Annotated in this window: 16 protein-coding genes, 1 other RNA gene and 1 pseudogene; 6 read left to right on the top strand and 12 right to left on the bottom strand. The window is 73.8% G+C overall.

Translation table 11 applies throughout. From position 1 onward, the window contains the following. Positions 1 to 114: 114 nt before the first annotated feature. The 5 genes from ACIP64_RS39310 to ACIP64_RS39290 all read right to left on the bottom strand — a co-directional run bounded on the left by ACIP64_RS39310 (position 115) and on the right by ACIP64_RS39290 (position 6,418). Positions 115 to 396 carry an HU family DNA-binding protein gene (locus ACIP64_RS39310; RefSeq protein ID WP_018564081.1) on the bottom strand — a complete coding sequence of 94 codons (282 nt, stop codon included), beginning with the start codon at positions 394 to 396 and terminating at the stop codon, positions 115 to 117. A gap of 195 nt (positions 397 to 591) precedes the next feature. Continuing rightward, on the bottom strand, positions 592 to 2,013 hold the full coding sequence (locus tag ACIP64_RS39305; RefSeq protein WP_401597036.1) for an NAD-dependent malic enzyme: 1,422 nt from the start codon (positions 2,011 to 2,013) through the stop codon (positions 592 to 594). Positions 2,014 to 2,400: 387 nt separating this feature from the next. Next, positions 2,401 to 4,662: a UvrD-helicase domain-containing protein gene (locus ACIP64_RS39300; RefSeq protein WP_401597034.1), complete on the bottom strand. Its 2,262-nt coding sequence runs from the start codon at positions 4,660 to 4,662 to the stop codon at positions 2,401 to 2,403. A gap of 94 nt (positions 4,663 to 4,756) precedes the next feature. Beyond that, positions 4,757 to 5,359, bottom strand: coding sequence for a CGNR zinc finger domain-containing protein (locus tag ACIP64_RS39295; protein ID WP_401597031.1), 603 nt, complete (start codon positions 5,357 to 5,359; stop codon positions 4,757 to 4,759). A 69-nt stretch (positions 5,360 to 5,428) separates the two neighbouring features. Then, on the bottom strand, positions 5,429 to 6,418 hold the full coding sequence (locus tag ACIP64_RS39290; RefSeq protein ID WP_401597029.1) for a LysR family transcriptional regulator: 990 nt from the start codon (positions 6,416 to 6,418) through the stop codon (positions 5,429 to 5,431). 114 nt (positions 6,419 to 6,532) lie between these two features. On the opposite strand from ACIP64_RS39290, the gene ACIP64_RS39285 reads away from it, so the two are divergent. Beyond that, positions 6,533 to 7,711: an MFS transporter gene (locus tag ACIP64_RS39285; protein WP_401597026.1), complete on the top strand. Its 1,179-nt coding sequence runs from the start codon at positions 6,533 to 6,535 to the stop codon at positions 7,709 to 7,711. Between the two features lie 73 nt (positions 7,712 to 7,784). On the opposite strand, the gene ssrA is transcribed toward ACIP64_RS39285, so the two are convergent. From ssrA to ftsE, 5 genes are all read right to left on the bottom strand, one after another. Further along, positions 7,785 to 8,171: a transfer-messenger RNA gene (gene ssrA, locus ACIP64_RS39280) on the bottom strand. Positions 8,172 to 8,331: 160 nt separating this feature from the next. Beyond that, entirely contained in the window at positions 8,332 to 8,814 is a 483-nt protein-coding gene (gene smpB / locus ACIP64_RS39275; protein ID WP_360915317.1) for an SsrA-binding protein SmpB, read from the bottom strand. Positions 8,815 to 8,887: 73 nt separating this feature from the next. Continuing rightward, entirely contained in the window at positions 8,888 to 10,054 is a 1,167-nt protein-coding gene (locus ACIP64_RS39270) for a S41 family peptidase (protein WP_401597024.1), read from the bottom strand. Between the two features lie 67 nt (positions 10,055 to 10,121). After that, the gene (gene ftsX, locus ACIP64_RS39265) at positions 10,122 to 11,039 is read right to left on the bottom strand and encodes a permease-like cell division protein FtsX (protein ID WP_360915323.1); all 918 of its coding nucleotides are present in this window, start codon (positions 11,037 to 11,039) and stop codon (positions 10,122 to 10,124) included. A 39-nt stretch (positions 11,040 to 11,078) separates the two neighbouring features. Continuing rightward, complete coding sequence (gene ftsE, locus ACIP64_RS39260; protein WP_319664533.1) at positions 11,079 to 11,768, bottom strand: cell division ATP-binding protein FtsE; 690 nt, start codon at positions 11,766 to 11,768, stop codon at positions 11,079 to 11,081. A 274-nt stretch (positions 11,769 to 12,042) separates the two neighbouring features. Between ftsE and ACIP64_RS39255 the strand changes: the two genes are divergently transcribed. After that, on the top strand, positions 12,043 to 12,234 hold the full coding sequence (locus ACIP64_RS39255; protein ID WP_360915328.1) for a hypothetical protein: 192 nt from the start codon (positions 12,043 to 12,045) through the stop codon (positions 12,232 to 12,234). A 203-nt stretch (positions 12,235 to 12,437) separates the two neighbouring features. On the opposite strand, the gene prfB is transcribed toward ACIP64_RS39255, so the two are convergent. Continuing rightward, positions 12,438 to 13,556 carry a peptide chain release factor 2 gene (gene prfB / locus ACIP64_RS39250; protein ID WP_401597020.1) on the bottom strand — a complete coding sequence of 373 codons (1,119 nt, stop codon included), beginning with the start codon at positions 13,554 to 13,556 and terminating at the stop codon, positions 12,438 to 12,440. A gap of 110 nt (positions 13,557 to 13,666) precedes the next feature. Continuing rightward, positions 13,667 to 16,768 (bottom strand): FtsK/SpoIIIE domain-containing protein, encoded by a 3,102-nt coding sequence (locus ACIP64_RS39245; protein WP_401597018.1) that lies wholly within the window; start codon positions 16,766 to 16,768, stop codon positions 13,667 to 13,669. Between the two features lie 348 nt (positions 16,769 to 17,116). Here ACIP64_RS39245 and ACIP64_RS39240 point away from each other — a divergent pair, with 348 nt between their 5' ends. The 4 genes and pseudogenes from ACIP64_RS39240 to ACIP64_RS39225 all read left to right on the top strand — a co-directional run bounded on the left by ACIP64_RS39240 (position 17,117) and on the right by ACIP64_RS39225 (position 24,341). Continuing rightward, positions 17,117 to 18,895 carry a protein kinase gene (locus tag ACIP64_RS39240; protein ID WP_401597016.1) on the top strand — a complete coding sequence of 593 codons (1,779 nt, stop codon included), beginning with the start codon at positions 17,117 to 17,119 and terminating at the stop codon, positions 18,893 to 18,895. 175 nt (positions 18,896 to 19,070) lie between these two features. Then, on the top strand, positions 19,071 to 20,435 hold the full coding sequence (locus ACIP64_RS39235; protein WP_401597013.1) for a glycoside hydrolase family 16 protein: 1,365 nt from the start codon (positions 19,071 to 19,073) through the stop codon (positions 20,433 to 20,435). A gap of 147 nt (positions 20,436 to 20,582) precedes the next feature. Beyond that, positions 20,583 to 21,845, top strand: a pseudogene (locus tag ACIP64_RS39230) (serine/threonine-protein kinase); the annotation flags it as partial. A gap of 1,095 nt (positions 21,846 to 22,940) precedes the next feature. Then, positions 22,941 to 24,341, top strand: a complete 1,401-nt coding sequence (locus ACIP64_RS39225; RefSeq protein WP_401597011.1) for an ABC transporter substrate-binding protein — start codon at positions 22,941 to 22,943, stop codon at positions 24,339 to 24,341. Positions 24,342 to 24,349 lie beyond the last annotated feature (8 nt).

The raw sequence follows: 24,349 nt of genomic DNA, 5'->3' as shown, positions 1-24,349 counted from the left end.
GGTGGTGGGGGGGGGCGCGGGGGGGGGGGGGGGTGGGGCGCCCCCCCCCCCCCCCCCCCCCCCCCGGCCCCCCCCCCCGGCCCCCCCCCCCCCCCCCCCCCCACGCCTGGGGACTTACTTGCCCTTGGCGGCTTCCTTGAGCTTCGAGCCCGCGGAGACCTTGACGCTGTAGCCGGCCGGGATCTGGATCGGGTCCCCGGTCTGCGGGTTGCGCGCGGTACGAGCGGCACGGTGGCTGCGCTCGAAGGTCAGGAAGCCGGGAATGGTGACCTTCTCGTCGCCCTTGGCGACGATCTCGCCGACGACCTCGGCGAACGCGGCCAGAACGGCGTCGGCGTCCTTGCGGGTCACCTCGGCGCGCTCGGACAGCGCGGCCACCAGCTCACTGCGGTTCATCTAGTTCTCCTTGCATGGAATCCCCCAACGTCGACCGCCGGGGAAGGCGCATTGAAGTCGCTGTTAGCGCTTCTGCGGTGCGGCCCTCACCGCCCAGGTACGCATCCTGCCCCCATTTCTGGGGGAAACGCCAATCCGGCACCCGGGAGAGTCACACAAAAAGCGTCTCTCATACGGCCCGATGACGCTCCGTCGTCATGACGTCGCGGTAAGGCCCTGTGCCTTGGCCGCCTCGCGGACGGCACCGGCGACGGCACCCGCGACCTTGTCGTTGAAGACGCTGGGAATGATGTAGTTCGGGTTGAGTTCGTCCTCGGTGACCACGTCCGCGAGGGCCGTCGCCGCCGCGAGCATCATGTCGGTGTTCACCGTCCGGCTCTGCGCGTCCAGGAGGCCGCGGAAGACGCCGGGGAAGACCAGGACGTTGTTGATCTGATTGGGGAAGTCGCTGCGGCCCGTGGCGACCACCGCGGCGGTCTCCCGGGCCAGGCCCGGGTCGACCTCGGGGTCGGGGTTGGCCAGCGCGAAGACGATCGCGTCCTCGGCCATCGCCGCGACGTCCTCGCCGCCGAGGACGTTGGGGGCCGACACGCCGATGAAGACGTCCGCGCCGCGCACGGCCTCCTTCAGCGTCCCCGTGATCTCCTCGGGGTTGGTGTTGTCGGCGATCCAGCGCAGCGCGGACTCCTGGCCCGCGCCGACCAGGTCCTCGCGGCCGCTGTGCACGACGCCGTGGATGTCGGCGACGACCGCGTGCTTCACCCCGGCGGCCAGCAGCAGCTTCAGGATGGCGGTGCCCGCGGCGCCCGCGCCGGACATCACGACCCGCACGTCGCCGATCTGCTTGCCGACCACGCGCAGCGCGTTCGTCAGCGCGGCGAGCACCACGATGGCGGTGCCGTGCTGGTCGTCGTGGAAGACCGGGATGTCCAGGGCCTCGCGCAGCCGGGCCTCGATCTCGAAGCAGCGCGGCGCGGAGATGTCCTCCAGGTTGATGCCGGCGAAGCCGGGGGCGATCGCCTTGACGATCTCCACGATGGCGTCCGTGTCCTGGGTGTCCAGGCACAGCGGCCACGCGTCGATGCCGGCGAAGCGCTTGAAGAGGGCCGCCTTGCCCTCCATGACCGGCAGCGCGGCCTTGGGGCCGATGTTGCCCAGGCCCAGCACCGCGGAGCCGTCGGTGACCACGGCGACGCTGTTGCGCTTGATGGTCAGACGCCGGGCGTCCTCGGGGTTGGCCGCGATCGCCATGCACACCCGGGCCACGCCGGGCGTGTAGATCATGGACAGGTCGTCGCGGTTGCGGATCGGGTGCTTGGACGCCATCTCGATCTTGCCGCCGAGGTGCATCAGGAACGTACGGTCGGACACCTTGCCGATCGCCACGCCCTCGATCTCGCGCAGCTTCGCCACGATCTCGTCCGCGTGCGCGGTCGACGTGGCGGCGATCGTCACGTCGATGCGCAGTTTCTCGTGGCCCGAGGCGGTGACGTCCAGGCCGTGGACAGCGCCGCCGGAGGCTTCGACGGCCGTGGTGAGCTGGCTGACCGCGGATCCGCTCGCGGGCACCTCCAGCCGCACCGTGATTGAGTACGAGACGCTCGGCGCCGTTGCCATGGCCGCTGTTCCTCCGCTGTCGCTTGCTGTGCGCCCTCGATGCTGCCACCTACCCGCGGGTATGGGTAAACCGGGGCCCTTGCAGCAGAACGCTGCGGCAACGGCGGCTTCCTTGGGAAGCTTGCGTGCTTAGTGTTCGCCGTCCTGCCGCGACGCCGTCACATCGGATGCCGCGTACGGAATGACAATCGCGGATCGTTTGTTAGATTGGACAAGGCACCGGCTCGATCCAAGCCCCCGGGCCCAACCTTAGGCGCTTCGAGCGCCCACTTGCCGCGAGGCGAGCATGGCGGGTCGGTGTCACAGAAGTACGGCGGGGCGCCCTTCCCACGGGAAGGGCGCCCCGCCGCTTTGCGTCCGCGTCGGTCGGCGCCGGCAGCCGGCCCGTCAGTCCCGCAGCAGGTCCGGCACGCCGTCCGCGTCGGGCAGGTCCCGCCCGCCCGACAGCACCGTCAGGCGCTGCGTGGCACGGGTCAGCGCCACGTACAGCACGCGCAGCCCCGCGGGCGACTCGTCCGCGATCTCCGCCGGCGACACGACCAGCGTCGCGTCGTACTCCAGCCCCTTGGCCTCCAGGCTGCCGAGCGCCACGACGCGCTCGCCGAGCCCCGCCAGCCAGCGCCGGGCCTCCTCGCGGCGGCCCATGGCCACGACCACACCGACCGTGCCCTCGACCTCGCCCAGCAGCCGCTCGGCCTCCGCGCGGACCGCCTCGCCCACACCGCCGCCCGCCGCGACGGCGAACTGCGGCACCACGCCCGTGGAGCGCACCGCGCGCGGCGACTCACTGCCCGGCATCGCGAGCGCGAGCACCTTGGCCGCCAGATCGGCGATCTCGGCGGGGTTGCGGTAGTTCACCGTCAGCGTGAAGCGGCGCCGCGGGCGGGTGCCCAGCGCCTCGTCACGGGCGAGCGCCGCCTCGTCGGGGTCGGTCCACGAACTCTGCGCGGGGTCGCCCACCACCGTCCAGGTCGCGGCGCGGCCCCGGCGGCCCACCATGCGCCACTGCATCGGCGTCAGGTCCTGCGCCTCGTCGACGATGACGTGCGCGTACTCCGTGCGCTCCGCGTCCAGCCGCTCCTGGCGGGAGCGGCGGCCGCCGGCCATCCGGTCGGCGAAGGTGGTGACCTCCTCCAGGCCGGTGAGCTGGTCCAGCGGGTCCGCCTCGCGGGTGCGCACCTTCGGCGGCGGGCCGAGCAGCGACTCCAGTTCGTCCAGCAGCGCCACGTCGTGCACCGACAGGGCGCCGTTGCCCTCGCCGTCCAGCCGGCGCAGCGAACGGGCCACCCGGCGCACCTCCGGCGGGGTCAGCACCCGCCGCGCCCAGCGCCCGAGCCGCTTCTCGTCGGCGAGCGCGGCCAGCACCCCGCGCGGGGTCAGCACGGGCCACCAGGCCGCCAGGAAGTCCAGGAACTCCGGTTCGGTCGCCACGTCCTCGTCGAAGGCCTCACGGGCGTCCGCGGCCATCTCCGGGTCGTCGTAGCGGCGGTCGGCCTGCCGCCACAGCGCGTCCAGCAGCAGGCGGCGGGCCCGCGGCCGCAGCAGGTTGACCGGCGTCGCGCCGCCCAGCACCGCGTGCCGGATGCCCGACAGCTGCTCGGCGTCCAGCTCCAGACGGCGCCCGAAGGCCACGACCCGCAGCCGGTCCGGGCACTGCCCGTCCTCCAGCGCGCCCCGGGCCGCCCTGCGCAGCACCCTCAGCATCCGCAGCGAGCCCTTGATCCGGGCGACCGCCGGATCGTCGTACGTCGTCGCCTCCGCGCCGTCCACGAGCGAGCCGACGGCCCGGATGGCGACCTGCCCCTCCTCGCCCAGCGAGGGCAGCACGCCCTCGGTGTACGCCACCAGCAGCGGCGTCGGGCTGACCACGAGGATGCCGCCCGCGTAGCGCCGCCGGTCCTGGTAGAGCAGGTACGCCGCGCGGTGCAGGGCGACCGCCGTCTTGCCCGTGCCGGGACCGCCGGTGACCTCGGTGACGGAGGCGGCGGGGGCCCGGATGACGACGTCCTGCTCGGCCTGGATGCTGGCGACGATGTCGCGCATCGTGTGGCTGCGGGCCTGGCCCAGCGCCGCCATCAGCGCGCCGTCGCCGACGACCGGCAGTCCGGTGCCGAGCTCCGGGCGCAGCAGGTCGTCCTCGACGCCGAGCACCTTGCGGCCCTTCGAACGGATGACGCGGCGGCGCACCACCCGGCCGGGGGCGACCGGGGTCGCCCGGTAGAACGGCGCCGCGGCGGGCGCCCGCCAGTCGATGACCAGCGGGGCGTAGTCGGCGTCGAGCACGCCGAGCCGGCCGATGTGCAGGGTCTCGGCGATCGCGGCCGTGTTGTCCGGCCGCACGGCTTCATCGGCCGGCTCGACGGAGGTGTAGGCGCCGTCCGGCCCCTTCTTGCCGTCCTTGCCGAGCAGCAGGTCGATCCTGCCGAAGAGGAAGTCCTCGAACTCCGCGTTCAGCCGATTGAGGTGCAGACCCGCGCGGAAGACCTGCGCGTCGCGCTCCGCGAGCGCCCCCGGCGTACCGACCTGGCCGCGCTTCACCGCGTCGTCCATCAGGAACTCCGCCTCGTGGATCTTCTCCTCGAGGCGGTCGTACACCCGGTCCAGATGCGTCTGCTCGACCGCGATCTCCGTGTCCCGGACCGCTGCCACGCAGGACCCCCATTCTTCTCTTTCCGTACGTCATGCGCCGCCCCGCGAACGGAGCAGCCTGCCACCGTACGCCAACCAGGGGTTTTCCGCCCAGTCAGATGCGGGCCGCGGCGGCGCCGGCGCGCCTGCGGTGGCGGGCCACGCGTTCGCGGTTGCCGCAGGTGTCGCTGCTGCACCAGCGGCGACGGCGGCCGCGCGAGGTGTCCAGATAGACAAGAGTGCACCCGTCGCCCTCGCAACGCCGCAGGCGGGCGGCCGCGACGGGGTCGGTCAGCAGGTCCAGCGCGTCGCGGGCGACCGCGCCCAGCAGCCCCGCGCAGTCCGGCTTCGCCGCGAGCGCCCGGGTCAGCGTCCCGTCCGCGGCGCGGACCGCGCGCGGTGCGGGCGGCGGTGCCAGCGCGGCATCGTTCAGCGCCGCCACGTCCCCGTCCTCCGCCGTCCGGCCGGCCAGCCGCGCCTCCACCAGGCGCGCCACCACGGCGCCCAGTTCCAGGAACCGCCGCGGCCACCCCCCGTCCGCCGGCACCTCGGTGCCCCGCGGCACCAGCCCGGCGCCCCGCAGCCACTCCACCAGCCGCTCCGGGGACACCGCCCCGGGGCCGGCAGGACCGGGGCCCGGCGCCGCGGCCGCGACGAGGTCCAGGCTCGTCCGTCCCGTGTCGAAGCGCGGCTGCGTCCGCGCCGCGGTCGCTCCCATCCGCGTGCCACCTCCTTCGGTGGTCCTCCCCCGAGCCCCCGCCGCGAAACGGAACCCGTCCGCGCGGGGTCACGGAGCACCGGCGCGCGGCGGTGTGCCGGGCAGGGCCATCAGCCGGGCGTCGGACGCGGGCAGCCAGGAGCGGGGCGGACGGGTGAGCCAGCCGCCGTCGTCGCCCAGCCGGCGCGCGGCGGCGTGCAGCGCGTCCAGGCCGGGGTGGCGGAGCCCGCGCCGCCAGGCCATGGAGACGGGGGCGAGCGGGACGGGGGCGGTGAGCGGCCGCAGGACGAAGCCGGGCAGGTCGATGAACTCGGTGCTGGCCAGCACCGGCCAGCGGTGCTTGGTGACCAGCCGCGCGAACTCGTCCTTGCCGTCGATCTCCGGGAACGGCGCCACGAGGCCGATGCCGCGCCCCGCGAAGAGCCGTTCGGCGAGATCGGTCCACTCCGCGGTGTGCGGGTTGCCCGCGGCCGCGTACAGCGCCTCGCCCGCGAGAGCGGCGAGCGGCACCTCCGGCAGGGCGGCGAGGCGGTGGTCGCCGGGGAGGAGCACGGCCATGCGCTCGTAGCGGACCGGGAGGTGGTCCAGGCCGGAGAGCGCGGCCGGGGCCAGGCCCGCGACCCGGCCGAACGAGACGTCCAGGCGCCCGGCGAGGATCTCCGCGGCGGCGCCGGTGAGGCCGCTGTGGAAGCGGGCGGTGAGCTCCAGCTCGGGGGCGGCGGCGCGGGCCTGGTCGAGGACGCGCAGCGCGGTGCCGACCGGGGCGCCGATGTCGACCAGCAGCGGGCGGCCGGCGGGTGCGAAGGCGGCGGCGAGTTCGTCGTGGGCGGCGAGCACGCGCCGGGCGTGCGCCAGCAGCCGTTCGCCGTCGGCGGTCAGCCGCACGCTGCGGGTCGTGCGCGCGAACAGCTGCGTGCCGAGCGCCGCCTCCAGGCGCCCGATGTCCCGGCTGAGCGCCTGCTGGGCGAGATGGAGGCGGGCGGCGGCCCGGGTGAAGTGCAGTTCCTCCGCGACGGCGGTGAAGGCCCGCAGCAGACGGGGGTCGAGGTCGTGCGGCATCCGCTCATTCAACACGCGGCGCGGGCCGCGCCGGCGGCACTGACAACAAAAGTGCGTGAAAGGGCGCTGATCAGGTGTTGGACCACCGCGGGGGCGCCCGGCGAGGGTGGTGGGGTGATCAGCCGCCTTGCGCCCTACCGCCGGATCCTCGCGCCGCCCGGAGCCCTCGCCTTCACCGCGGGCAACCTCATGGCCCGCCTTCCCGCGGGCATGTTCGGGGTCAGCGCGGTCGTCATGATCTCGGCGGCCTACGGCTCCTACGCGCTGGCCGGGGCGGTCACCGCCACCGGCCTGGCCGCGACGGCGCTCGTGGGCCCCTGGACCGCCCGCATGACCGACCGGCACGGGCAGGGCCGCGTCGCCGTACCGGCGGCGGCGGTCGCCGCGCTGGGGTCGCTGGCCCTGGTGCTGTGCGTCCGCCTGCACGCGGCGCCCTGGACGCTCTTCGCCGCCTACGCGGCGACCGCGACGACCCCGAACACCGGCGGCATGTCCCGGGCCCGCTGGGCGTACCTGTTCCGGGACGACGAACGGGCCCTCCACGTCGCCCGGTCCTTCGAGCAGGCGGCGGACGAGGTCTGCTTCATGCTCGGCCCGGTACTGGCGGCGTTCCTGTGCACCGCGCTCTTCCCGGAGGCGGGCACGGTGGCCGGGGCGGTGCTGCTGTTCTGCGGGATCGTGCTGTTCGCGGCGCAGCGCGGGACGGAGCCGCCCCCGGTGCCCCGTCAGGGGGCGGGGGCCGCGGGGCGGGCGGCGGTGCCCCCGGTGCTGTTCACGTTCCTGGCGACAGGGGCCGTCTTCGGCGCGATGGAGGTCACCACCGTCGCCTTCGCCGCCGCTCAGGGCCACCGCGGGGCCGCCGGGGCGGTCCTGGGGCTCCAGGCGGCCGGCTCCTGCGCGGCGGGGCTGCTGTACGGGCTGCGGCCGCCCCGCGACCGTTTCCGGGCGAGTGTCGCCGCGATGGCCGCGCTGATGCTCCTCCCGCTGGTCGCGGCGCGGCTCGGCGGCCTGTGGCTGCTCGCCCCGGCGCTGCTGGTCGCGGGTATGGCGACCGCGCCCACCATGATCAACGGAATGGCGCACATCCAGCGGACGGTGCCGCCGGGGCGGCTGAACGAGGGGATGGCGCTCGCCGTCACCGCCCTGCTGGGCGGCATCGCGGCCGGGTCCTTCGCCGCGGGCGCGGTGACGGACAGCCGGGGCCCGGCCACCGCGTACGCCGTGCCGGTGGTGGCCTCGGCGGCCGCCGCGCTGATCGCGGCGGTGACTCTGCGGGCGGCACCGGCGCGGTGACAGGGCATGCCGGGGAACGACGAAAGGCGTCGCCCGCCCGCGCAGTGCGCGGGCGGGCGACGCCTCCCGAGGGATGTGGAGATGGCGGGAATCGAACCCGCGTCCTGTGGTGCGGAACCAGGGCTTCTCCGAGCGCAGTCCGCTGTGCTTTTCTCGGCCCCGGCAGTCACGCGGACAAGCCGCCGACGGGCCCAGCCACTGTTTGATTTCCCACTGAGTCCCGTGGCCGGGCCCAGTGGTTTAGTTCCCTAGCTGATGCCAGGATCCGGGTCGGGAACAGCCCCGGGCTGACACTCCGCGGAGTCTTCGCTAGCTGCTAATTAGGCAGCGAGAGCGAAGGCGGAGGAATCGCGCTTAGAATTGGCGATTATTGTTTTCGGCATATGGTTTACGAGATCATTGCCGCTTTCTCGGCTCGCTTCCCCTGCTTCGACATCCCCAGTCGAAACCGATCATCCCCATGTTGATTTTTCAAGCTGCACACCGGACGTCACCGCCCGGTGGTGCTGCCGCCATCGTACGTGAACAACACGCACCGGGGCCAGCGCATTTCCGGCGGGCCGGACAGCGCGGCCGGACGGGGCGTCAGGCCGGTGCGCCGGCCCCGCCGGACGGCGGGGTCAGCCCTCGCGCTGGCGGCGGCGCGCCGAGGAGATCGCCCGGTCGGTCTCGCGGCGGTCCTGCTTCTCGCGCAGGGTCTGCCGCTTGTCGTACTCCTTCTTGCCGCGGGCGAGCGCGATCTCGACCTTGGCCCGGCCGTCCTTGAAGTACAAGGCGAGCGGCACGATGGTGTGCCCGGTCTCCTGCGACTTCTGGACGAGCTTGTCGATCTCCGCCCGGTGCAGCAGCATCTTGCGCTTGCGCCGCGCCGAGTGGTTGGTCCACGTCCCCTGCGTGTATTCGGGGATGTGGACGTTGTGCAGCCACGCCTCGCCGTCGTCGAGCTGGCCGAAGCCGTCGACCAGGGAGGCACGCCCCTGGCGCAGCGACTTCACCTCGGTGCCGGTCAGCACCAGGCCGGCCTCGTACGTGTCGAGGATGTGGTAGTCATGCCGCGCCTTCTTGTTCTGCGCGATCAGTTTGCGACCCGTTTCCTTTGCCATAGCGCCGCCATTCTCGCACTCCGGGGCCGTCCGGGGTACCGGATTCCGCGCCGGGCCGCCACGGTGTGCGAGGTCAGCGCGCCGAGGTGCCGAGGCCGTCCAGGATCTCCAGGGCCTTGGCACCGGCATCGGTGCCTCCGGAGATCCTCAGGTCCGGCTCGACGCCCTGCCCGTCGACACTGCGGCCCGCGGGCAGCCGGTAGTGGCCGACGGTGAGCTCGGCGACGGAGCCGTCCGACAGGCGGCTGGGCATCTGGATGGAGCCCTTGCCGAAGGTGCGCGAGCCGATCACGACGGCGCGGCCCCGGTCCTGCAGCGCACCGGCCAGCAGTTCGGCGGCGCTCATGGTGCCGCCGTCGACGAGGACGACCAGCGGCGTGTCGGTGTCGCCGCCGTCGTCGGCGTACAGCGCCTGCTGCCGCCCGTGGACGTCGTACGTGGCGACCAGGCCGCCGTCGAGGAAGGCGGAGGCGACGCCGACGGCCTCGGTGACCAGGCCGCCGGAGTTGCCGCGCAGGTCCAGGAGTATGCCCTCGTTCGCGGTGCGGGCGGCCAGCGCCCGGCGGACCTGGGCTGCCGCGCCCCGGGTGAAGGCGTCGACCTTGACGGCGGTGATGCGGTGGGGCAGGTGCCGTACCCGTACGGACTCGGTCGGCAGCAGGGCCCGCCGGGGCACGGCCTCCCAGGAGCGGGCGGCGCGTTGCAGCCCGAGGGCGACGGTGGTCCCGGCGTCGCCCGCGCCGCGCAACCGGGAGACGACCTCCGTGACGGGGCGGCCGGTGACATCGGTGCCGTCGATGGTGCGCAGCCGGTCGCCGGCGCGGATACCGGCCCGGGCGGCGGGGCTGCCGGACTGGACGCGGTCGATCTCGATGCGGCCGTTCTCGATGCGCCGCACCCAGAGCCCGACCCCCACGTACCGGCCGTCGAGGGACTGCTGGAAGCCCTCGTACTCCTGCGCGGTGTAGAACGAGGACCAGCGGTCGCCGCTGCGGCTGACCAGCGCCTGCGCGGCCTGCGGGCCGACCTTGCCGTCGGCGATGGCCTCGGCGATCTCGTCGGTGTCGGCCACCGCGCCGGCCGGGACGGGGACGGAGCCCCGTGCCTGCCGGTCGCCGGCGCGGACGTCGCCGAAGGAACCGGTGGCCGCACCGGTGGCCAGGACCGCGCCGAACACCAAGGTCAGGGCAGCCGCGCTGCCGATGCGGCGCGGCTTCCCGGACAGACAGTGGCTCAGCACGTCGGGCAGTCTAGGCGAGAAGCGGGCGCTGTACGGAAAGTTGGCCGTACGGCGCCCTTTGCGCGAATCAGACCTTGAGGTACTTGCGCAGCGCGATCAGGGCGGCCACCGCGGGCATCAGCATGCCCACGACCAGCACCAGCGGCAGCACCTGCGCGACCTCGCCCCAGCCGAGGAAGTTGATCAGCGGGACCTTGGTCTGCAGCGACAGGCCGTGGTCGATCAGGAAGTAGCGGCCCACGAGCAGCATCAGGCACGCCAGACCGCCGCCGACGAGGCCGGCGAAGGCGGCCTCCATGATGAACGGCATCTGGATGTAGAAGCTGGACGCGCCGACCAGGCGCATGATCCCGGTCTCGCGGCGCCGGCTGAACGCCGACACGCGCACCGTGTTGACGATCAGCATCATCGCCACCGCGAGCATGAACGCCAGCACCACCAGGGCGGCGAGCGTCATGCCGTTGAGGAGCCCGAAGAGGTTGTCCAGCAGTGCCTTCTGGTCCTGCACCTCCTGGACGCCGGGGCGGCCCTGGAACGCGCTGGCGACCACCTGGAACTTGGTCGGGTCCTTGAGCTTGACGCGGAACGACTCCTGCATCTGATCAGGCGTCAGGGAATCGGCCAGCGGCGAGTCGGAGAACTGCTCCTTGTAGTGCTTGTACGCGTCCTCCGCGCTCTCGTGGAAGTACTTCTCCACGAGCGGCAGCGCCTTGAGCTGCTTCTCGATGTCCTGCTTCTGCTCCTCGGTGACGGCGCCCTTGGTGCAGTTGGGGTCGGTCTTGGCGTCGTTCTTGTTGCAGAGGAAGATCGACACCTGGACCTTGTCGTACCAGTAGCCCTTCATCGAGTCGACCTGCTCGCGGGCGAGCCACGAGCCGCCGGCGAGCGCGAGGGAGAGGGCGACGGAGACGATGACCGCGAAGGTCATGGTCAGGTTCCGGCGGAGGCCGACGCCGATCTCCGAGAGCACGAACTGGGCGCGCATGATGTCCTTTCAGCGGGCTTGCGATGTCCAGGGCCGGGGTTAGTGCTGATAGCCGTAGACGCCGCGCGACTGGTCGCGCACCAGCCGCCCCTTCTCGAGCTCGATGACGCGCTTGCGCATCTGGTCGACGATGTTCTGGTCATGGGTGGCCATGACCACCGTGGTCCCGGTGCGGTTGATGCGGTCCAGAAGACGCATGATGCCGACCGAGGTCTGCGGGTCGAGGTTTCCGGTCGGCTCGTCCGCGATGAGGAGCATCGGGCGGTTGACGAACGCGCGGGCGATCGCGACACGCTGCTGCTCACCACCGGACAGCTCGCCCGGCATGCGGTCCTCCTTGCCGCCGAGGCCGACCAGGTCGAGCACCTCGGGGACCGTCTTGCGGATGGTGCCGCGCGGCTTGCCGATCACCTCGAGAGCGAACGCGACGTTCTCCGCGACCGTCTTGTTCGGCAGCAGGCGGAAGTCCTGGAAGACCGTGCCGAGCTGGCGGCGCATGTGGGGCACCTTCCAGTTCGACAGCCGGGCCAGGTCCTTGCCGAGGACGTGCACCGTGCCGGTGTCCGTGCGCTCCTCGCGCAGGAGCAGGCGCAGGAAGGTGGACTTCCCGGAGCCCGAGGAGCCCACCAGGAAGACGAACTCGCCCTTCTCGATTTCCAGCGAAACGTCCCGAAGTGCAGGACGGTTCTGCTTGGGGTAGGTCTTGGAGACGTTGTCGAATCGGATCACGGTCGCACTCCGGATACAGGGGATCGGAGGCGACCTTACGCGAACGCCGAGGGGCCGCGCAGTTCGCGGTCCGGGTTGGTGCGTTTATTCACCAGCCAAAGCAGACAAAGCGGGCATTGGCCACGCGGGTCACTCTTCGGAGTCGCAGGAATGACGCGGGACGCGCCTGACGCAGCGGAAACTGGCACAGTGGTGGAGGGACCGGGAACGGACCGTCCCCGACGCGCGTTGTTCATGGAGCGGCCGTGGGGCCGCAATGGGAGGAGGCGACCGCATGACAGTCGACCGACTGGTGTGCGCCAACTGCGCCGGCCCCGTCAGTGAAGGCCGCTGTGCGGTCTGCCGCGCTCACCGTGCACGCCTGCAGCAGGAGAACCCCTTCGCCGCCATCACGCCGGCGACCCTGATCGCCCTGCTCGTGGCGCTGCTCGCCGTGGCATGGGTGGTCCACGAGGCCACCGCGTAGCGGCACCGTTCGCAGCGGGAAGGGCCCGGGACGTCGATGACGTCCCGGGCCCTTCGCTGTACGTGAGTGCGCGGTGACGCCGCGTGCCGCCGGCGGGGGCTTCCCGATGACGGCACCGTCACCCTGAGTGACGAGGCCGCGGGCCACCGGACACACAGAACAACTGCCGCCCGAAGGACGGCAGTTGTGTCGACCGGCGTCCGTCAGACGGCCGCGGGGCGCTCCTGCTGCTTCCGCCAGCGGATGCCCGCCTCCAGGAAGCCGTCGATGTCGCCGTCCAGAACGCCCTGGGGGTTGCCGACCTCGAAGTCCGTCCGCAGGTCCTTGACCATCTGGTACGGGTGCAGCACGTAGGAACGCATCTGGTTGCCCCACGAGTTGCCGCCGTCGCCCTTGAGGGCGTCCATCTTGGCCTGCTCCTCCTGACGGCGCCGCTCCAGCAGCTTGGCCTGGAGCACGTTCATCGCGCTGGCCTTGTTCTGGATCTGGGAGCGCTCGTTCTGGCAGGAGACCACGATGCCGGTCGGGAGGTGGGTGATCCGCACCGCCGAGTCGGTCGTGTTGACGCCCTGGCCGCCGGGGCCGGAGGCGCGGTAGACGTCGATCCGCAGCTCGGTCTCGTCGATCTCGACGTGGTCGCTCTGCTCGACGACCGGCAGCACCTCGACGCCCGCGAAGGAGGTCTGGCGGCGGCCCTGGTTGTCGAAGGGCGAGATGCGCACCAGGCGGTGCGTGCCCTGCTCGACGGAGAGCGTGCCGTAGGCGTACGGCGCCTTCACCACGAAGGTCGTGGACTTGATGCCGGCCTCTTCCGCGAACGAGGTCTCGTAGATCTCGGTCGCGTAGCCGTGCCGCTCGGACCAGCGCAGATACATGCGCTGGAGCTGCTCCGCGAAGTCGGCGGCGTCGACACCGCCCGCCTCGGCACGGATGTTGACCAGCGCCTCACGCGCGTCGTACTCGCCGGACAGGAGGGTGCGGACCTCCATCTCGTCGAGCGCCTTGCGGACCGACTCCAGTTCGCTCTCGGCCTCGGCGCGGGTGTCCGCGTCGTCCTCGGCCTCGGCGAGCTCGAAGAGCACCGCAAGGTCGTCGATACGGCCGCGCAGCGCCTCGACCTTGCGGACCTCGGCCTGCAGGTGCGACAGCTTGCTGGTGATCTTCTGGGCCGCCTCCGGGTCGTCCCACAGCGACGGCGCCGCCGCCTGCTCCTCGAGCACGGCGATGTCGGCCCTCAGTTTGTCGAGGTCCAGAACGGCCTCGATCGACCCCATGGTGGAGGAGAGGGACTTGAGCTCTTCGGATACATCCAGGACTGCCACGTCCCCCAGCGTACCGGGTGGGCGGCGGAGCATCGGCGGACCCGCGTCCGCACCCCGTTCCCGCACCCGGCGGGCACGGTGGGGCGCGGACGCGGTGCCGGCGCTTCGGATCAGAGCAGCGGCGGCGCGGGATCCGCGGCGGCGGACTCCGCCGCCCGCTGCAACGCGCTGGCCAGAAGGGCCAGGTCGGTGGGGCCGTTGCCGAGCTCGCGGACCGGGCGGCGGGTCGGCGGGTCGCCCATGCGGTCCCACTCCAGGGGAACGACGGTGGGCCGCAGGGTCGCCGTCCGCGGGATGCGTCCGCTGACCCGGCCGGCCTGGAAGGCGGTCACGGCCCCGTCGGGGCGGCGCAGATAACCGCGGCCGGGCAGCGTGTCCTCCAGGGCCGCCGGTTCCTCGACGGCCACCAGCAGGGCCGCGGACTCCGGCTCCTCCGTGCGCAGCGCGATGCGCAGCCGGGCGGCGTCGTCCGCCTCGGTCCCGGCCGTGCGCTCCGGACGGCCGGTGGCGGCCACCAGGTGCACTCCGAGGCGCTCGCCGTCACGGGCCACGCTCTCCAGCGCCCGGACGACGGAACCGGCGGCGGGCCGGCCGGGGCTGCCCAGGGCGGGCGCGACAAGGGCGTCGAAGTCGTCGACCACGACGACGAGGCGGGGCAGCGGCTCCGCCGTGCGCGTCTGGACCCGGACCGCGCCCTGGGGCTGCGTCTCCCCCGCGGCGCCGGGCGTGCGGCCGGGTTCCGCCTGGCGCGGCACCACGGGCACGCGGTGGCGGTCGTGCCACTGCCGGAAGTCCAGCCCGTCCAGCAGCTCCTCGCGCCGCTTCAGCTCCGCGGCGAGGGCCTGCGCGAACTCGCGCATCCGCACCGGGTCGGACGCGCACAGGTACGTGGACACGTGCGGCAGGTCGGTGCAGACGCGCAGGCCCTCGCCGCGCTCGGTGCCCGCGCCGTCGACCAGGACCAGGGCCAGCCGGTCCGGGCGCTCCGCGGCGGCCAGGGCGGCGGCGACGGAGCGCAGCAGTTCGGTCTTGCCCGAGCCGGGCGCGCCGCCGACCAGCAGGTGGGGGCCCTCGGCCACCAGGTCCACCAGGACGCGGCCGCCGGGGCCGGCGCCGAGGACCGCAGCGGCGGCTCCGCCGGAGGGCGCGGGCGCGGCCCAGCGGGCGGCGATCTTGGCCGGGGTGGCGAGGGCGAGGTCCAGCTCGTCCAGGAGGCGGGCGGTGCGCGGCAGCGCGGAGCGGGTGAAGCGGGGCGCGGCGGCATCGCCCTCGCGCAGCGGTGCCAGGGCCCGGGCGAAGCGCTCGGCCCAGGCGGTGGAGACCGCCTCGACCGTCATCCGCTCCGGTCCGTGCGGCTCGATGCGCAAGGTGGTGGCCACGTCGCCCTCCAGGACGGCGACGGCGCCGCACTGGGCGGCCAGCCGTTCCTGGTTCTCGGCCAGGCACAACACGTGGACGCCGACGGACGGGCCGGTGGCGGCGATGCGGTCGACGGCCTCGCCCAGATAGGCCGAGCCGGGGTCGCCGTCCACCACGAGCAGGGTGTGCGGTCCCTCGCGGTCGGCGGCGGCCTCGGCGACCGCCTCGGGGGTCGCCGTCGCCCAGCCGGTCCCGAGCGGGCCCTCCTCGATGCGCCGGACCAGCTCGGCGACGCGCGCCTCGGCCTGCTCGCGGTCGGTCGCGGTGAGCAGGCGGCAGTCCTGGCCGCGGGCGGGCCGCAGATGCGGCAGCCAGTGCAGCCAGGCCCATTCCTCGGCGCGCTGTTCGGCGGGGCGGGAGCGGTCGGCGGCCAGGAGGGCGACCTCCAGCGCGCCGGGCGGGTGCAGGGCGCACAGCTGGGCGATCACGGCCCGGGCGAGCCCGGTGAGCCGGGGGCGGGGGCCGGCGAGGCCGAGCACCTGGGTGTGCGGGTCGCGCAGGTCGATTGTGAAGGGAACGGCGGGCAGGGTGCGGTAACCGTCCTCGGCGGGCAGGTCGGCGGTGCCCAGGCGGACCGTCAGGGTGTCCGGGTGACCGGGGGCACGCTCCCACAGCCGCGGGCCCGGCCCGAGGGCGGTCAGCAGCACCGCCGCGGGGTCCGGCCAGCGCTCGCGCAGCCCGGCCGCGTCGGTGACGGCGTGGCCCGGGCCCGCGCTTCCGTCCGGTCCCGTGCCGTCGGGAAGGTCGCGCCCCGTGGCCAGGCGCCTCGCCCAGCTTCCTATGGCACCGGCCATCCGGCTGCCGGCCTCGGCAGCACGCCCGGCGGACCGGCGGCCCTGTGCGGGCACGACCGCCCGCGCCTGCTCGGACAGTCCGCGCTGCGGGGTGTCGCGGCGGCCGCCCGCCCCGCCGGCGGGTGCCGGCGGCGCCTCGGGGGCCGCCGTCCCCGGGGCGCCGGGAGCCTCCGCCGGCCCGGTGTCGGCCGGGGCCTCGCCCGCGGTGGCGCCGGGCCCGTCGGAGCGGTCCGCGGGGCCCGACGGCCGGGCGGGGCGCCAGGTGGCCACGGCGTCGCCGTCGGGCCAGGAGGCGGGCGGGAGGGTGACGTGCAGATGGCCCTCGGCGTCCGGGACGGCGGGGATGGACGCCGGAGGGGGCGGGACCGTGGACCCGGGCGGGGTGGGTTCCAGCTGGAGGAGGGACTCGCCGATGCGCAGCAGCGCCCCGGGGTCGAACGGGACGCCGCGGGGCCCGACGGGCCGGCCGTCGAGCGTGGTGCCGTTGGTGGAGCCGAGGTCGTGGACGGTGACCCGGCCCGCGGCGTCCACGGTGATGGCGCAGTGCAGCCGGGAGACGTCGGGGTCGTCCAGCGGGACGTCCGCGTCGGCGGACCGCCCGACCCGGATCCGGCCGCCCTGCAGCAGATGGACCCCGCCGGCGTCGGGACCGCCTATGACGTGCAGCCGGGCGGCGGCGGAGGGGCGTTCCTCGTGGTGGCCGTCGGCGGGCGCGTGCAGGGAGAGCACGGCGCCGTCGAGCAGGGGCGGCACGCCGAGCACGGCGGTGGCCGGGTCCAGCCGTTCGGCGCCCGCGTACAGCGGTGGCAAAGACCGCAGGGACCCCAGGGACCCCAGCGACGCAGTGGAGCGCGCGGGCTGCCCGGAGCTGCCCGTGCCCGAGGTCAGGGCACCCGCCACGGCTCCCAGGAGAGTGCCCGCGGGCGCGGTGACGAGCACGTCGGAGGAGCGCGCCCCTCGGCCGCCGCGCGGCCCGAGAACGGTCAGCCGGATCTGCATCTCCGTCCACGGTCCCTTCTGCCCGGTCCGCCGGCGGGAAGGGGCCTTGCCCCGCCCGCCGTGCCCGGGCACATCGACACGTACAAGAGCGAACCGACCGGCTCCCGTTGCTCAGCGATCCGCGATCCGCGAGGGCATCCTCCCACTCGCCACTGACAGCCTGCCGCCGGTGCCCACCTTCACGATCTTGAATGATCAGCATTGGGCGAAAAAAGCAACCAAACGACCGTAGTCCGCGTCCTAATCCCACGCCCGCCGCGTGCGTGAACGAGCTCCGCTCCCATGTCGCGGCACTACAGTGGGCGCACACAGGCCACGGACCAGGCCAAGATCCAGGGAGTGCGAGACGTGCGGCCGGTAGGCAGCAAATACGAACTGGTGGAGCCGCTGGGACGCGGTGCCACGGGCACCGTGTGGCGCTCCCAGGTGCGGGACACCGGCGAGACCGTCGCGATCAAGGTGCTCAAGGAAGAGCTCGCGAGCGACCCCGATGTCGTCATGCGCTTCCTGCGGGAGCGCTCGGTGCTGCTGCGGCTGCGCCACCCGCACATCGTCCGGGTGCGCGACCTGGTCGTCGAGGGCGACCTGCTGGCCCTGGTGATGGACCTCATCGACGGCCCTGACCTGTACCGGCACCTGCGCGAGAACGGCCCCTTCTCCCCCGTGGGCGGCGCCCTGCTGACGGCCGCCGTCGCCGACGCGCTCGCCGCCAGCCACGCCGACGGCGTCGTGCACCGCGACCTGAAGCCCGCCAACGTACTGCTCGCCACCGTCACCGGCCCCGACGGCAGCCCCCAGATGCACCCGATGCTGACCGACTTCGGCATCGCGCGGCTGGCCGACTCGCCCGGCCTCACCCGGACCCACGAATTCGTGGGGACCCCCGCCTACATAGCGCCGGAATCCGCCCAGGGCCGGCCGCAGACCTCCGCGGTGGACATCTACGGCGCCGGCATCCTGCTGTACGAGCTCGTCACCGGCCGCCCGCCCTTCCACGGCGAGAGCGCCCTCGAAGTGCTGCAACGGCACCTGAGCGCGGAGCCGCGCCGCCCCACGACCGTCCCCGAGCCGCTGTGGACGGTCATCGAGCGCTGCCTGCGCAAGGAGCCCGCCGAGCGCCCCAGTGCCGAGAACCTGGCCCGTGCCCTGCGCGTGGTGGCCGCCGGCATCGGCGTCCACGCCTCCCCCGCGCAGGCCGAGGCCGCCATCGGCGTGGCCGCGCTGCTCGCGCCCGACCCGGCGCCCGCGACGGTCCCGGACACCCCGCTCGTCCCGCCGGGCACCGCCGACCCCACCCAGGTGCTGCCGAACCGCTCGCCGCTGGGCGGGTACGACCCGACGGCCGCCACCAGTGTGCTGCCCTCCTCCGCGGGACCCGAGGGCGGCGCCGACCGGACCCAGGTCATCCCCGGGGGTTCGCACCCCGCGGCCGGCGGCGACGGCACGCGGGTGATGCCCCCGGTGCCGGGCGGCCCGCCGAACGAGCCGCCGCAGGGCCCGCACCCGTGGGAGTCGCAGCTCAACCGGGCCCGGGCACGCGCCGAGCAGACCGAGATCCAGTACCTGGACCCGGAGCAGGACCCGCTGCGCCGCCGCCCGCGCCGCCAGCAGGGCCCGCAGCAGCCCCCGCAGTCCTACCAGCAGCAGCCCGGCGGCCAGGGGTACGCGCCACAGCAGCCGCCGCCCCATCACCAGCAGCAGCCCCCGCGTCCGCCGCAGCACCGCCAGCCGCAGCCGCAGCAGTACGCCCCGCCGCAGCCCCAGCCGCAGCAGTACGCGCCCCGGCCGCAGCACCAGCAGCCGGTACCGCCGCGCTACGAGCAGCCGCAGCCCCGGCGGTACGAGCCGCAGCGGGCGTCCGCGCCCGAGCCGCCCCCGGCCCGCGAACCACGCCGGGGCAGCGCCAACCCGATGCGCATCCCGGGCCTGGGCTGCCTCAAGGGCTGCTTCACGGTGATCGTCGTCCTGGTCGCCGTCTTCCTGCTGGCCTGGTACTTCGGGCCGTTGCAGGGCTGGTTCGACACCGGCAAGGGGCTGTGGGACACCGTCTCCACGTGGGCGAGCGACATCTGGAACGGGATCACGTCGCTGGGCGACTCCACCGGCGGCACGCCCTCCGCCCCGTAGGGGCCCGGGCGCGGCACCCTGTCGCGCCCGCGCGTTCAGAGGATGACGGCGGAGCATTTCTGAGAGCGTTTTCAAGCGCCACGTCTTGACGCTTCGTCAGCCCGGGCGGACAGTGAACTGCCCGGGCAACCCCCCTTCACGCGCTCCCCCGCCTCTCCCCACAGGAGGACTTGTCATGCGCGCGTCCAAATTGTTCGTCCGGGCCGGCGCGGCCGCACTGCTCGCGCTCGCCGCGGCCCTCCCCGGCCCGGCCTCGGCCAGCGTCCCCCCGCCCGGCACCGGATGGTCCCTGACCTGGAGCGACGACTTCACCGGCGGCGCCGGGTCGGCCCCCTCCAGCACGGACTGGATCACCGACACCGGCACCTCCTACCCCGGCGGCCCCGCCAACTGGGGCACCGGCGAGGTGCAGACGTACACCGCCAGCGGCACCAACCTCCAGCAGGACGGCAACGGCAACCTGCGCATCACCCCGGTCCGCGACGGCTCCGGCCGCTGGACCTCCGCCCGGATCGAGACCCGCCGCACCGACTTCCAGGCCGCCGCGGGTGGTCGGGCCCGCATCGAGGCGCGCATCCAGATGCCGAACGTGACCGGCGCCGCGGCGGCCGGCTACTGGCCCGCGTTCTGGACGCTCGGCGCCGACTACCGCGGCAACTACCAGAACTGGCCCGGCATCGGCGAGTTCGACATCATGGAGAATGTCAACGGGATCAACCAGGTCTGGGGCACGCTGCACTGCGGCGGCAACCCCGGCGGTCCCTGCAACGAGACCAACGGCCTGGGCGCCACCCACGTGTGCCCGGGCAGCGCCTGCCAGGGCGCGTTCCACACCTACACCTTCGAGTGGGACCGCAGCGTCAGCCCCGAGACGCTGCGCTGGTACGTGGACGGCGTGCAGTACCACTCCGTCAACGCCTCGCAGATGGACGCGACGACCTGGGCCAACGCCACCCACCACGGCCACTTCCTGCTGCTGAACGTGGCGATGGGCGGCGCCTTCCCCAACGGCGTGGCGGGCAGCGGCACTCCGACCGGTGCGACCGCCTCGGGCGTGCCGATGCTGGTCGACTACGTGGCCGTCTGGAACTCCGCCGGCAGCGGCGGGGGCGGCGGCGGAGGCGGAGGCACGGGCGCCTACGGCACCATCCAGGCCGAGTCGTACGCCGCCCAGTCCGGCACCGCCACCGAGACCACGACCGACACCGGGGGCGGCCAGGACGTCGGCTGGATCGCGGGCGGCGACTGGCTGCGCTACAACGCGGTCGCCTTCGGCTCCACCGCCGCCCACCAGTTCAAGGCCCGGGTCGCCTCCGGGGCCGCGGCCGGGGTGAGCGGGCTGGTCGAGGTGCGGCTGGACAGCCCCACCGCGACTCCCGTCGGCAGCTTCGCGGTAGGCAGCACCGGCGGCTGGCAGAACTGGACGACGGTCCCGGCCAACACCTCGGCGATCACCGGGACGCACGACGTCTATCTGACCTTCGCCAGCGGTCAGCCCGCCGACTTCGTCAACCTCAACTGGTTCACGTTCACCACCTGAGATTGCCCATGCTGGTGATTTGTCGACTTCTGGAGGGTGATTTCTTCCGCAGAAGCCGCACTCACCCCCGACGGGTTCCCCCAACCGGCTCGCATCCGCGTAGTTTTGTCGCCAACACGACGGCACGTCGGAGGAGTCGGAGCAGCCTTGGGACGCAAGATCGGCAGCCGGTACACCGCGCACCAGGTGCTGGGGCGCGGATCCGCCGGCACGGTGTGGCTGGGCGAGGGCCCCGAGGGCCCGGTCGCCATCAAGCTGCTGCGCGAGGACCTCGCCTCCGACCAGGACCTCGTCGGCCGCTTCGTCCAGGAGCGCACCGCCCTGCTCGCACTGCACCACCCGCACATCGTCGGCATCCGCGACCTGGTGGTCGACGGCTCCGACCTGGCACTGGTCATGGACCTGGTGCGCGGCACCGACCTGCGCTCCCGCCTGGAGCGGGAGCGCAGGCTCGCCCCGGAGGCCGCCGTCTCCGTCACCGCCGACGTCGCCGACGGCCTGGCCGCCGCGCACGCGGCGGGCGTCGTCCACCGCGACGTGAAGCCGGAGAACGTCCTGCTGGACTCCGCCGCGCCGCCCGGACCGGGCGGGGCGCCCCCGGCGCTGCTCACCGACTTCGGCATCGCCCGGCTGGTGGACTCGCCGCGCCGCACGCGGGCCACCCGCATCATCGGCACCCCGGACTACCTGGCCCCGGAGATCATCGAGGGCCTGCCGCCGCGGGCCTCCGTGGACATCTACGCGCTCGCCACCGTCCTGTACGAACTGCTGGCCGGCTTCACACCGTTCGGCGGCGGCCACCCCGGCGCGGTACTGCGCCGCCATGTCACCGAGTCGGTGGCGCCACTGCCCGATCTCCCGGACGAGCTGTGGCAGTTGCTCTCCCAGTGCCTGGCAAAGGCGCCCGCCTCGCGGCTGACGGCAGCCGAAGTGGGCGCGCGGCTGCGGGAGTTGCTGCCGGACCTGGCCGGGCTGCCGCCGCTGGAGGTGGACGCGCCCGGCGACCACCACCACGAGGACGCCGGCGGCTTCGGCGCGGAACCGGCGGGCGCCGGGGAGCCGTACGACCCGCCGGCCGGCCGCCGGCGCGGCGCGGTCCCGCTGGTCCGGGGCGCCGCGCCGGACTCCACCCGGGACACGCACACCAGCATCAAGCTGCCGACCGCCGAGGAGCTCGCCGCGGGCCGTACCGCGGGCGACGACCCGCGCTCCCGGACCCGCCACCGGCACCGCGCCGTCACGGAATCGCCGCAGCGCCGCCGGGCCAAGCTCGGGGCGGCCGCGGCGGCCGCCCTGGTGGCCGCCGGGCTCGGCGGCTGGGCCATCGCCGCCTCCGGCTCCGACGACGGCGGGTCCACCAGCCGGGAGGACCGGGAGCCGGGCGACTCCACGCCGCACGCGCCGACCCCCACCGCGCCCACCGGCGCCGCGGCCTCCCCGCAGGGCGCCGTCAGTTCCGCCGGCGCCGCCGAGGACGCCGCCGACGCGACCGGGGAGGCGTCGCTGCGCTGGACGGGGCTGACGGCGCTGCCGCCGCTCCCGGTGGCCGGCGTCGAGACCACCGGCCGCCCGCGGGCGGTCACGGGCGCCGGGGCGACGTATGTCTTCACCCGGGGCACCGACCGGAACCTGTGGTACCTGGTGGACGGCGGCTGGCACCGGCTCACCGGGATAAGCGTCGCCGACGACCCCTCCGCGGTCTCCTCGCGCGCCGGGCAGATCGACGTGTTCGCGCTCGGCACCGACCACAAGGTGTACCGGCGCACCCTGACCGACGGTGCGTGGGGCGGCTGGTACCAGGTCGACCAGCCCGCCACCTTCGACACCACCCCGGCCGCCGCGTCCTCCGCCCCCGGCCGGATCGACCTGGTCGCCCGCTCCAGCGGCGACCTGGTCACCTCCTCCTGGGTCGACGGCCGCTGGAACGCCTGGGCACTGGTGCCCACCGCCGGCCGCATCACCTCCGCGCCGGGCCTGGTCTCGCGCGCGCCCGGCACCCTGGACGCCTTCGTCGTGCGCAAGGCGGACGGGGCGGTGCTGCGCCTGCCGTACGTCAACGGCGCCTGGCGCCCGTCGGAAGCCGTCACGGGCCTGGAGGCGACCGGCCGCCCGGAGGCCGCCGTCTCCGGGGGGCGGCTGTACGTCGTGGCACCGTCCGGCGACAGCCGGCTGGCCGCCGCCGTGGGCGCCGGCGCCGACTGGGTGCCCGTCCCGGTGGGCACCACCAGCCGCACCGGCGCCGCGCTCACCGGATCCGCGAAAACCCTCACCCTCTACGTCCGCCGTCCCGACGGCTCCCTCGCGCGTACGACCGGCTCGCCGGTCACATGACGGTCACGATCCAACCGCCGCGTGCATGGGCGGTATTGCGGCGGTCATCCGAGCGGGCGTAACACTGAACGCGGAACAGCGGATGACGCGGGACGGTACGCCCGGCGCAGCTGCCCATGCCATCCGGCGGCTGCCACCGCGGCGCGGGTCCGCGCTGAGGGGATGGGCAGGCAGATGCGGACATCCAGCAGGCGCACGCGAGGTACGCGCAGGGCCGTCGTCGCCGCCGTGGCGGCGGCCGCCCTGGCACTGACGGCGGCCGGTTGCGGCGGCGGCAAGAGCGACGAGGGCGGCAACGGCGGTGCCTCGCCGAGCGGTTCGGGCGGCGGCAGCGGCGGCAGCGGCGGAGTGGCACTACCGGACCTCAAGGGGCAGAGCCTCGAGGTCGCGGCGGTGTGGACCGGCCCCGAGCAGAAGCACTTCCAGAAGGTCCTCGACGAGTTCGGCAAGCGCACCGGCGCCGAAGTGAAGTTCGTGCCGACCGGTGACAACGTCTCCACGTTCCTCGGCACCAAGATCGAGGGCGGGCAGCCGCCGGACGTGGCGTTCCTGCCGCAGGTCGGCGTGTTGCGGCAGTTCGCGCAGAAGGGCTGGCTGAAGCCGCTCGGCCCGGAGGCGCAGGCACAGCTGGACAAGAACTTCACGCAGGGCTGGAAGGATCTCGGCGCGTACGAGGGCACGCAGTACGGCGTCTACGCCAAGGCCGCCAACAAGTCGCTGGTCTGGTACAACACCACGGCCTTCGAGAACGCCGGCATCTCGCAACCCCCCACCACCTGGGACGACTTCCTCAAGACCGCGGAGACGGTCTTCGAGTCGGGCACGCCGCCGGTATCGGTGGGCGGCGGTGACGGCTGGACCCTCACCGACTGGTTCGAGAACATCTACCTCTCCCAGGCCGGGCCGGAGAAGTACGACCAGCTCGCCGCCCACAAGATCAAGTGGACCGATCCCTCGGTCAAGGAGGCCCTCACCACCCTCGGCGACCTCTTCGGCAAGAAGGACCTGATCGCCGGCGGCCAGAGCGGCGCCCTGCACACCGACTTCCCCACGTCGGTGACGCAGACCTTCACCGGCAACCCGCCGAAGGCCGCGATGGTCTACGAGGGCGACTTCGTCGGCGCGTTCATCGGCGACAACACCAAGGCGAAGGTCGGCGAGGACGCCAAGGTCTTCCCCTTCCCGGCGGTCGGCTCCGGCAAAGCGCCCGTGGTCAGCGGCGGTGACGTCGGCGTCGTGCTGAAGGACTCCAAGGGGGCGCAGGCGCTGGTGACCTTCCTCGCCTCCACGGACGCGGCCGGGGTGTGGGCGTCCTCCGGCGGCTTCGTGTCGCCGAACAAGTCCCTGGACCTGTCGGTCTACCCGGACGAGGTCTCGCGTTCCATCGCCCAGGGCCTGGTCGCGGCGGGCGACGACTTCCGCTTCGACATGTCCGACCAGGCCCCGGCGGCCTTCGGCGGCACCGCGGGCAAGGGCGAGTGGAAGGACCTCCAGGACTTCCTGAAGAACCCCTCCGACGTGGCGGGGGCGCAGGCGAAGCTGGAAGCGGACGCCGCCAAGGCGTACGCGGGCTGAGGCGGCCG

Source organism: Streptomyces sp. NPDC088733, from assembly GCF_044751185.1.
In the GTDB taxonomy this organism is placed as follows: Bacteria; Actinomycetota; Actinomycetes; order Streptomycetales; family Streptomycetaceae; genus Actinacidiphila.
Note: the sequence above shows the minus strand (reverse complement) of the source record. Positions and strands in the feature narration are given on the sequence as shown.

Bases quoted from the DNA above. Each gene is read 5' to 3' on its own strand.
- ACIP64_RS39295 (WP_401597031.1), bottom strand. From the start codon at position 5,359: ATGGGAGCGACCGCGGCGCGGACGCAGCCGCGCTTCGACACGGGACGG.
- ACIP64_RS39235 (WP_401597013.1), top strand. From the start codon at position 19,071: ATGCGCGCGTCCAAATTGTTCGTCCGGGCCGGCGCGGCCGCACTGCTC.
- ACIP64_RS39255 (WP_360915328.1), top strand. From the start codon at position 12,043: ATGACAGTCGACCGACTGGTGTGCGCCAACTGCGCCGGCCCCGTCAGT.
- ACIP64_RS39245 (WP_401597018.1), bottom strand. From the start codon at position 16,768: ATGCAGATCCGGCTGACCGTTCTCGGGCCGCGCGGCGGCCGAGGGGCG.
- smpB (WP_360915317.1), bottom strand. From the start codon at position 8,814: ATGGCAAAGGAAACGGGTCGCAAACTGATCGCGCAGAACAAGAAGGCG.
- ftsX (WP_360915323.1), bottom strand. From the start codon at position 11,039: ATGCGCGCCCAGTTCGTGCTCTCGGAGATCGGCGTCGGCCTCCGCCGG.
- ACIP64_RS39310 (WP_018564081.1), bottom strand. From the start codon at position 396: ATGAACCGCAGTGAGCTGGTGGCCGCGCTGTCCGAGCGCGCCGAGGTG.
- ACIP64_RS39290 (WP_401597029.1), bottom strand. From the start codon at position 6,418: ATGCCGCACGACCTCGACCCCCGTCTGCTGCGGGCCTTCACCGCCGTC.
- ACIP64_RS39305 (WP_401597036.1), bottom strand. From the start codon at position 2,013: ATGGCAACGGCGCCGAGCGTCTCGTACTCAATCACGGTGCGGCTGGAG.
- ACIP64_RS39225 (WP_401597011.1), top strand. From the start codon at position 22,941: ATGCGGACATCCAGCAGGCGCACGCGAGGTACGCGCAGGGCCGTCGTC.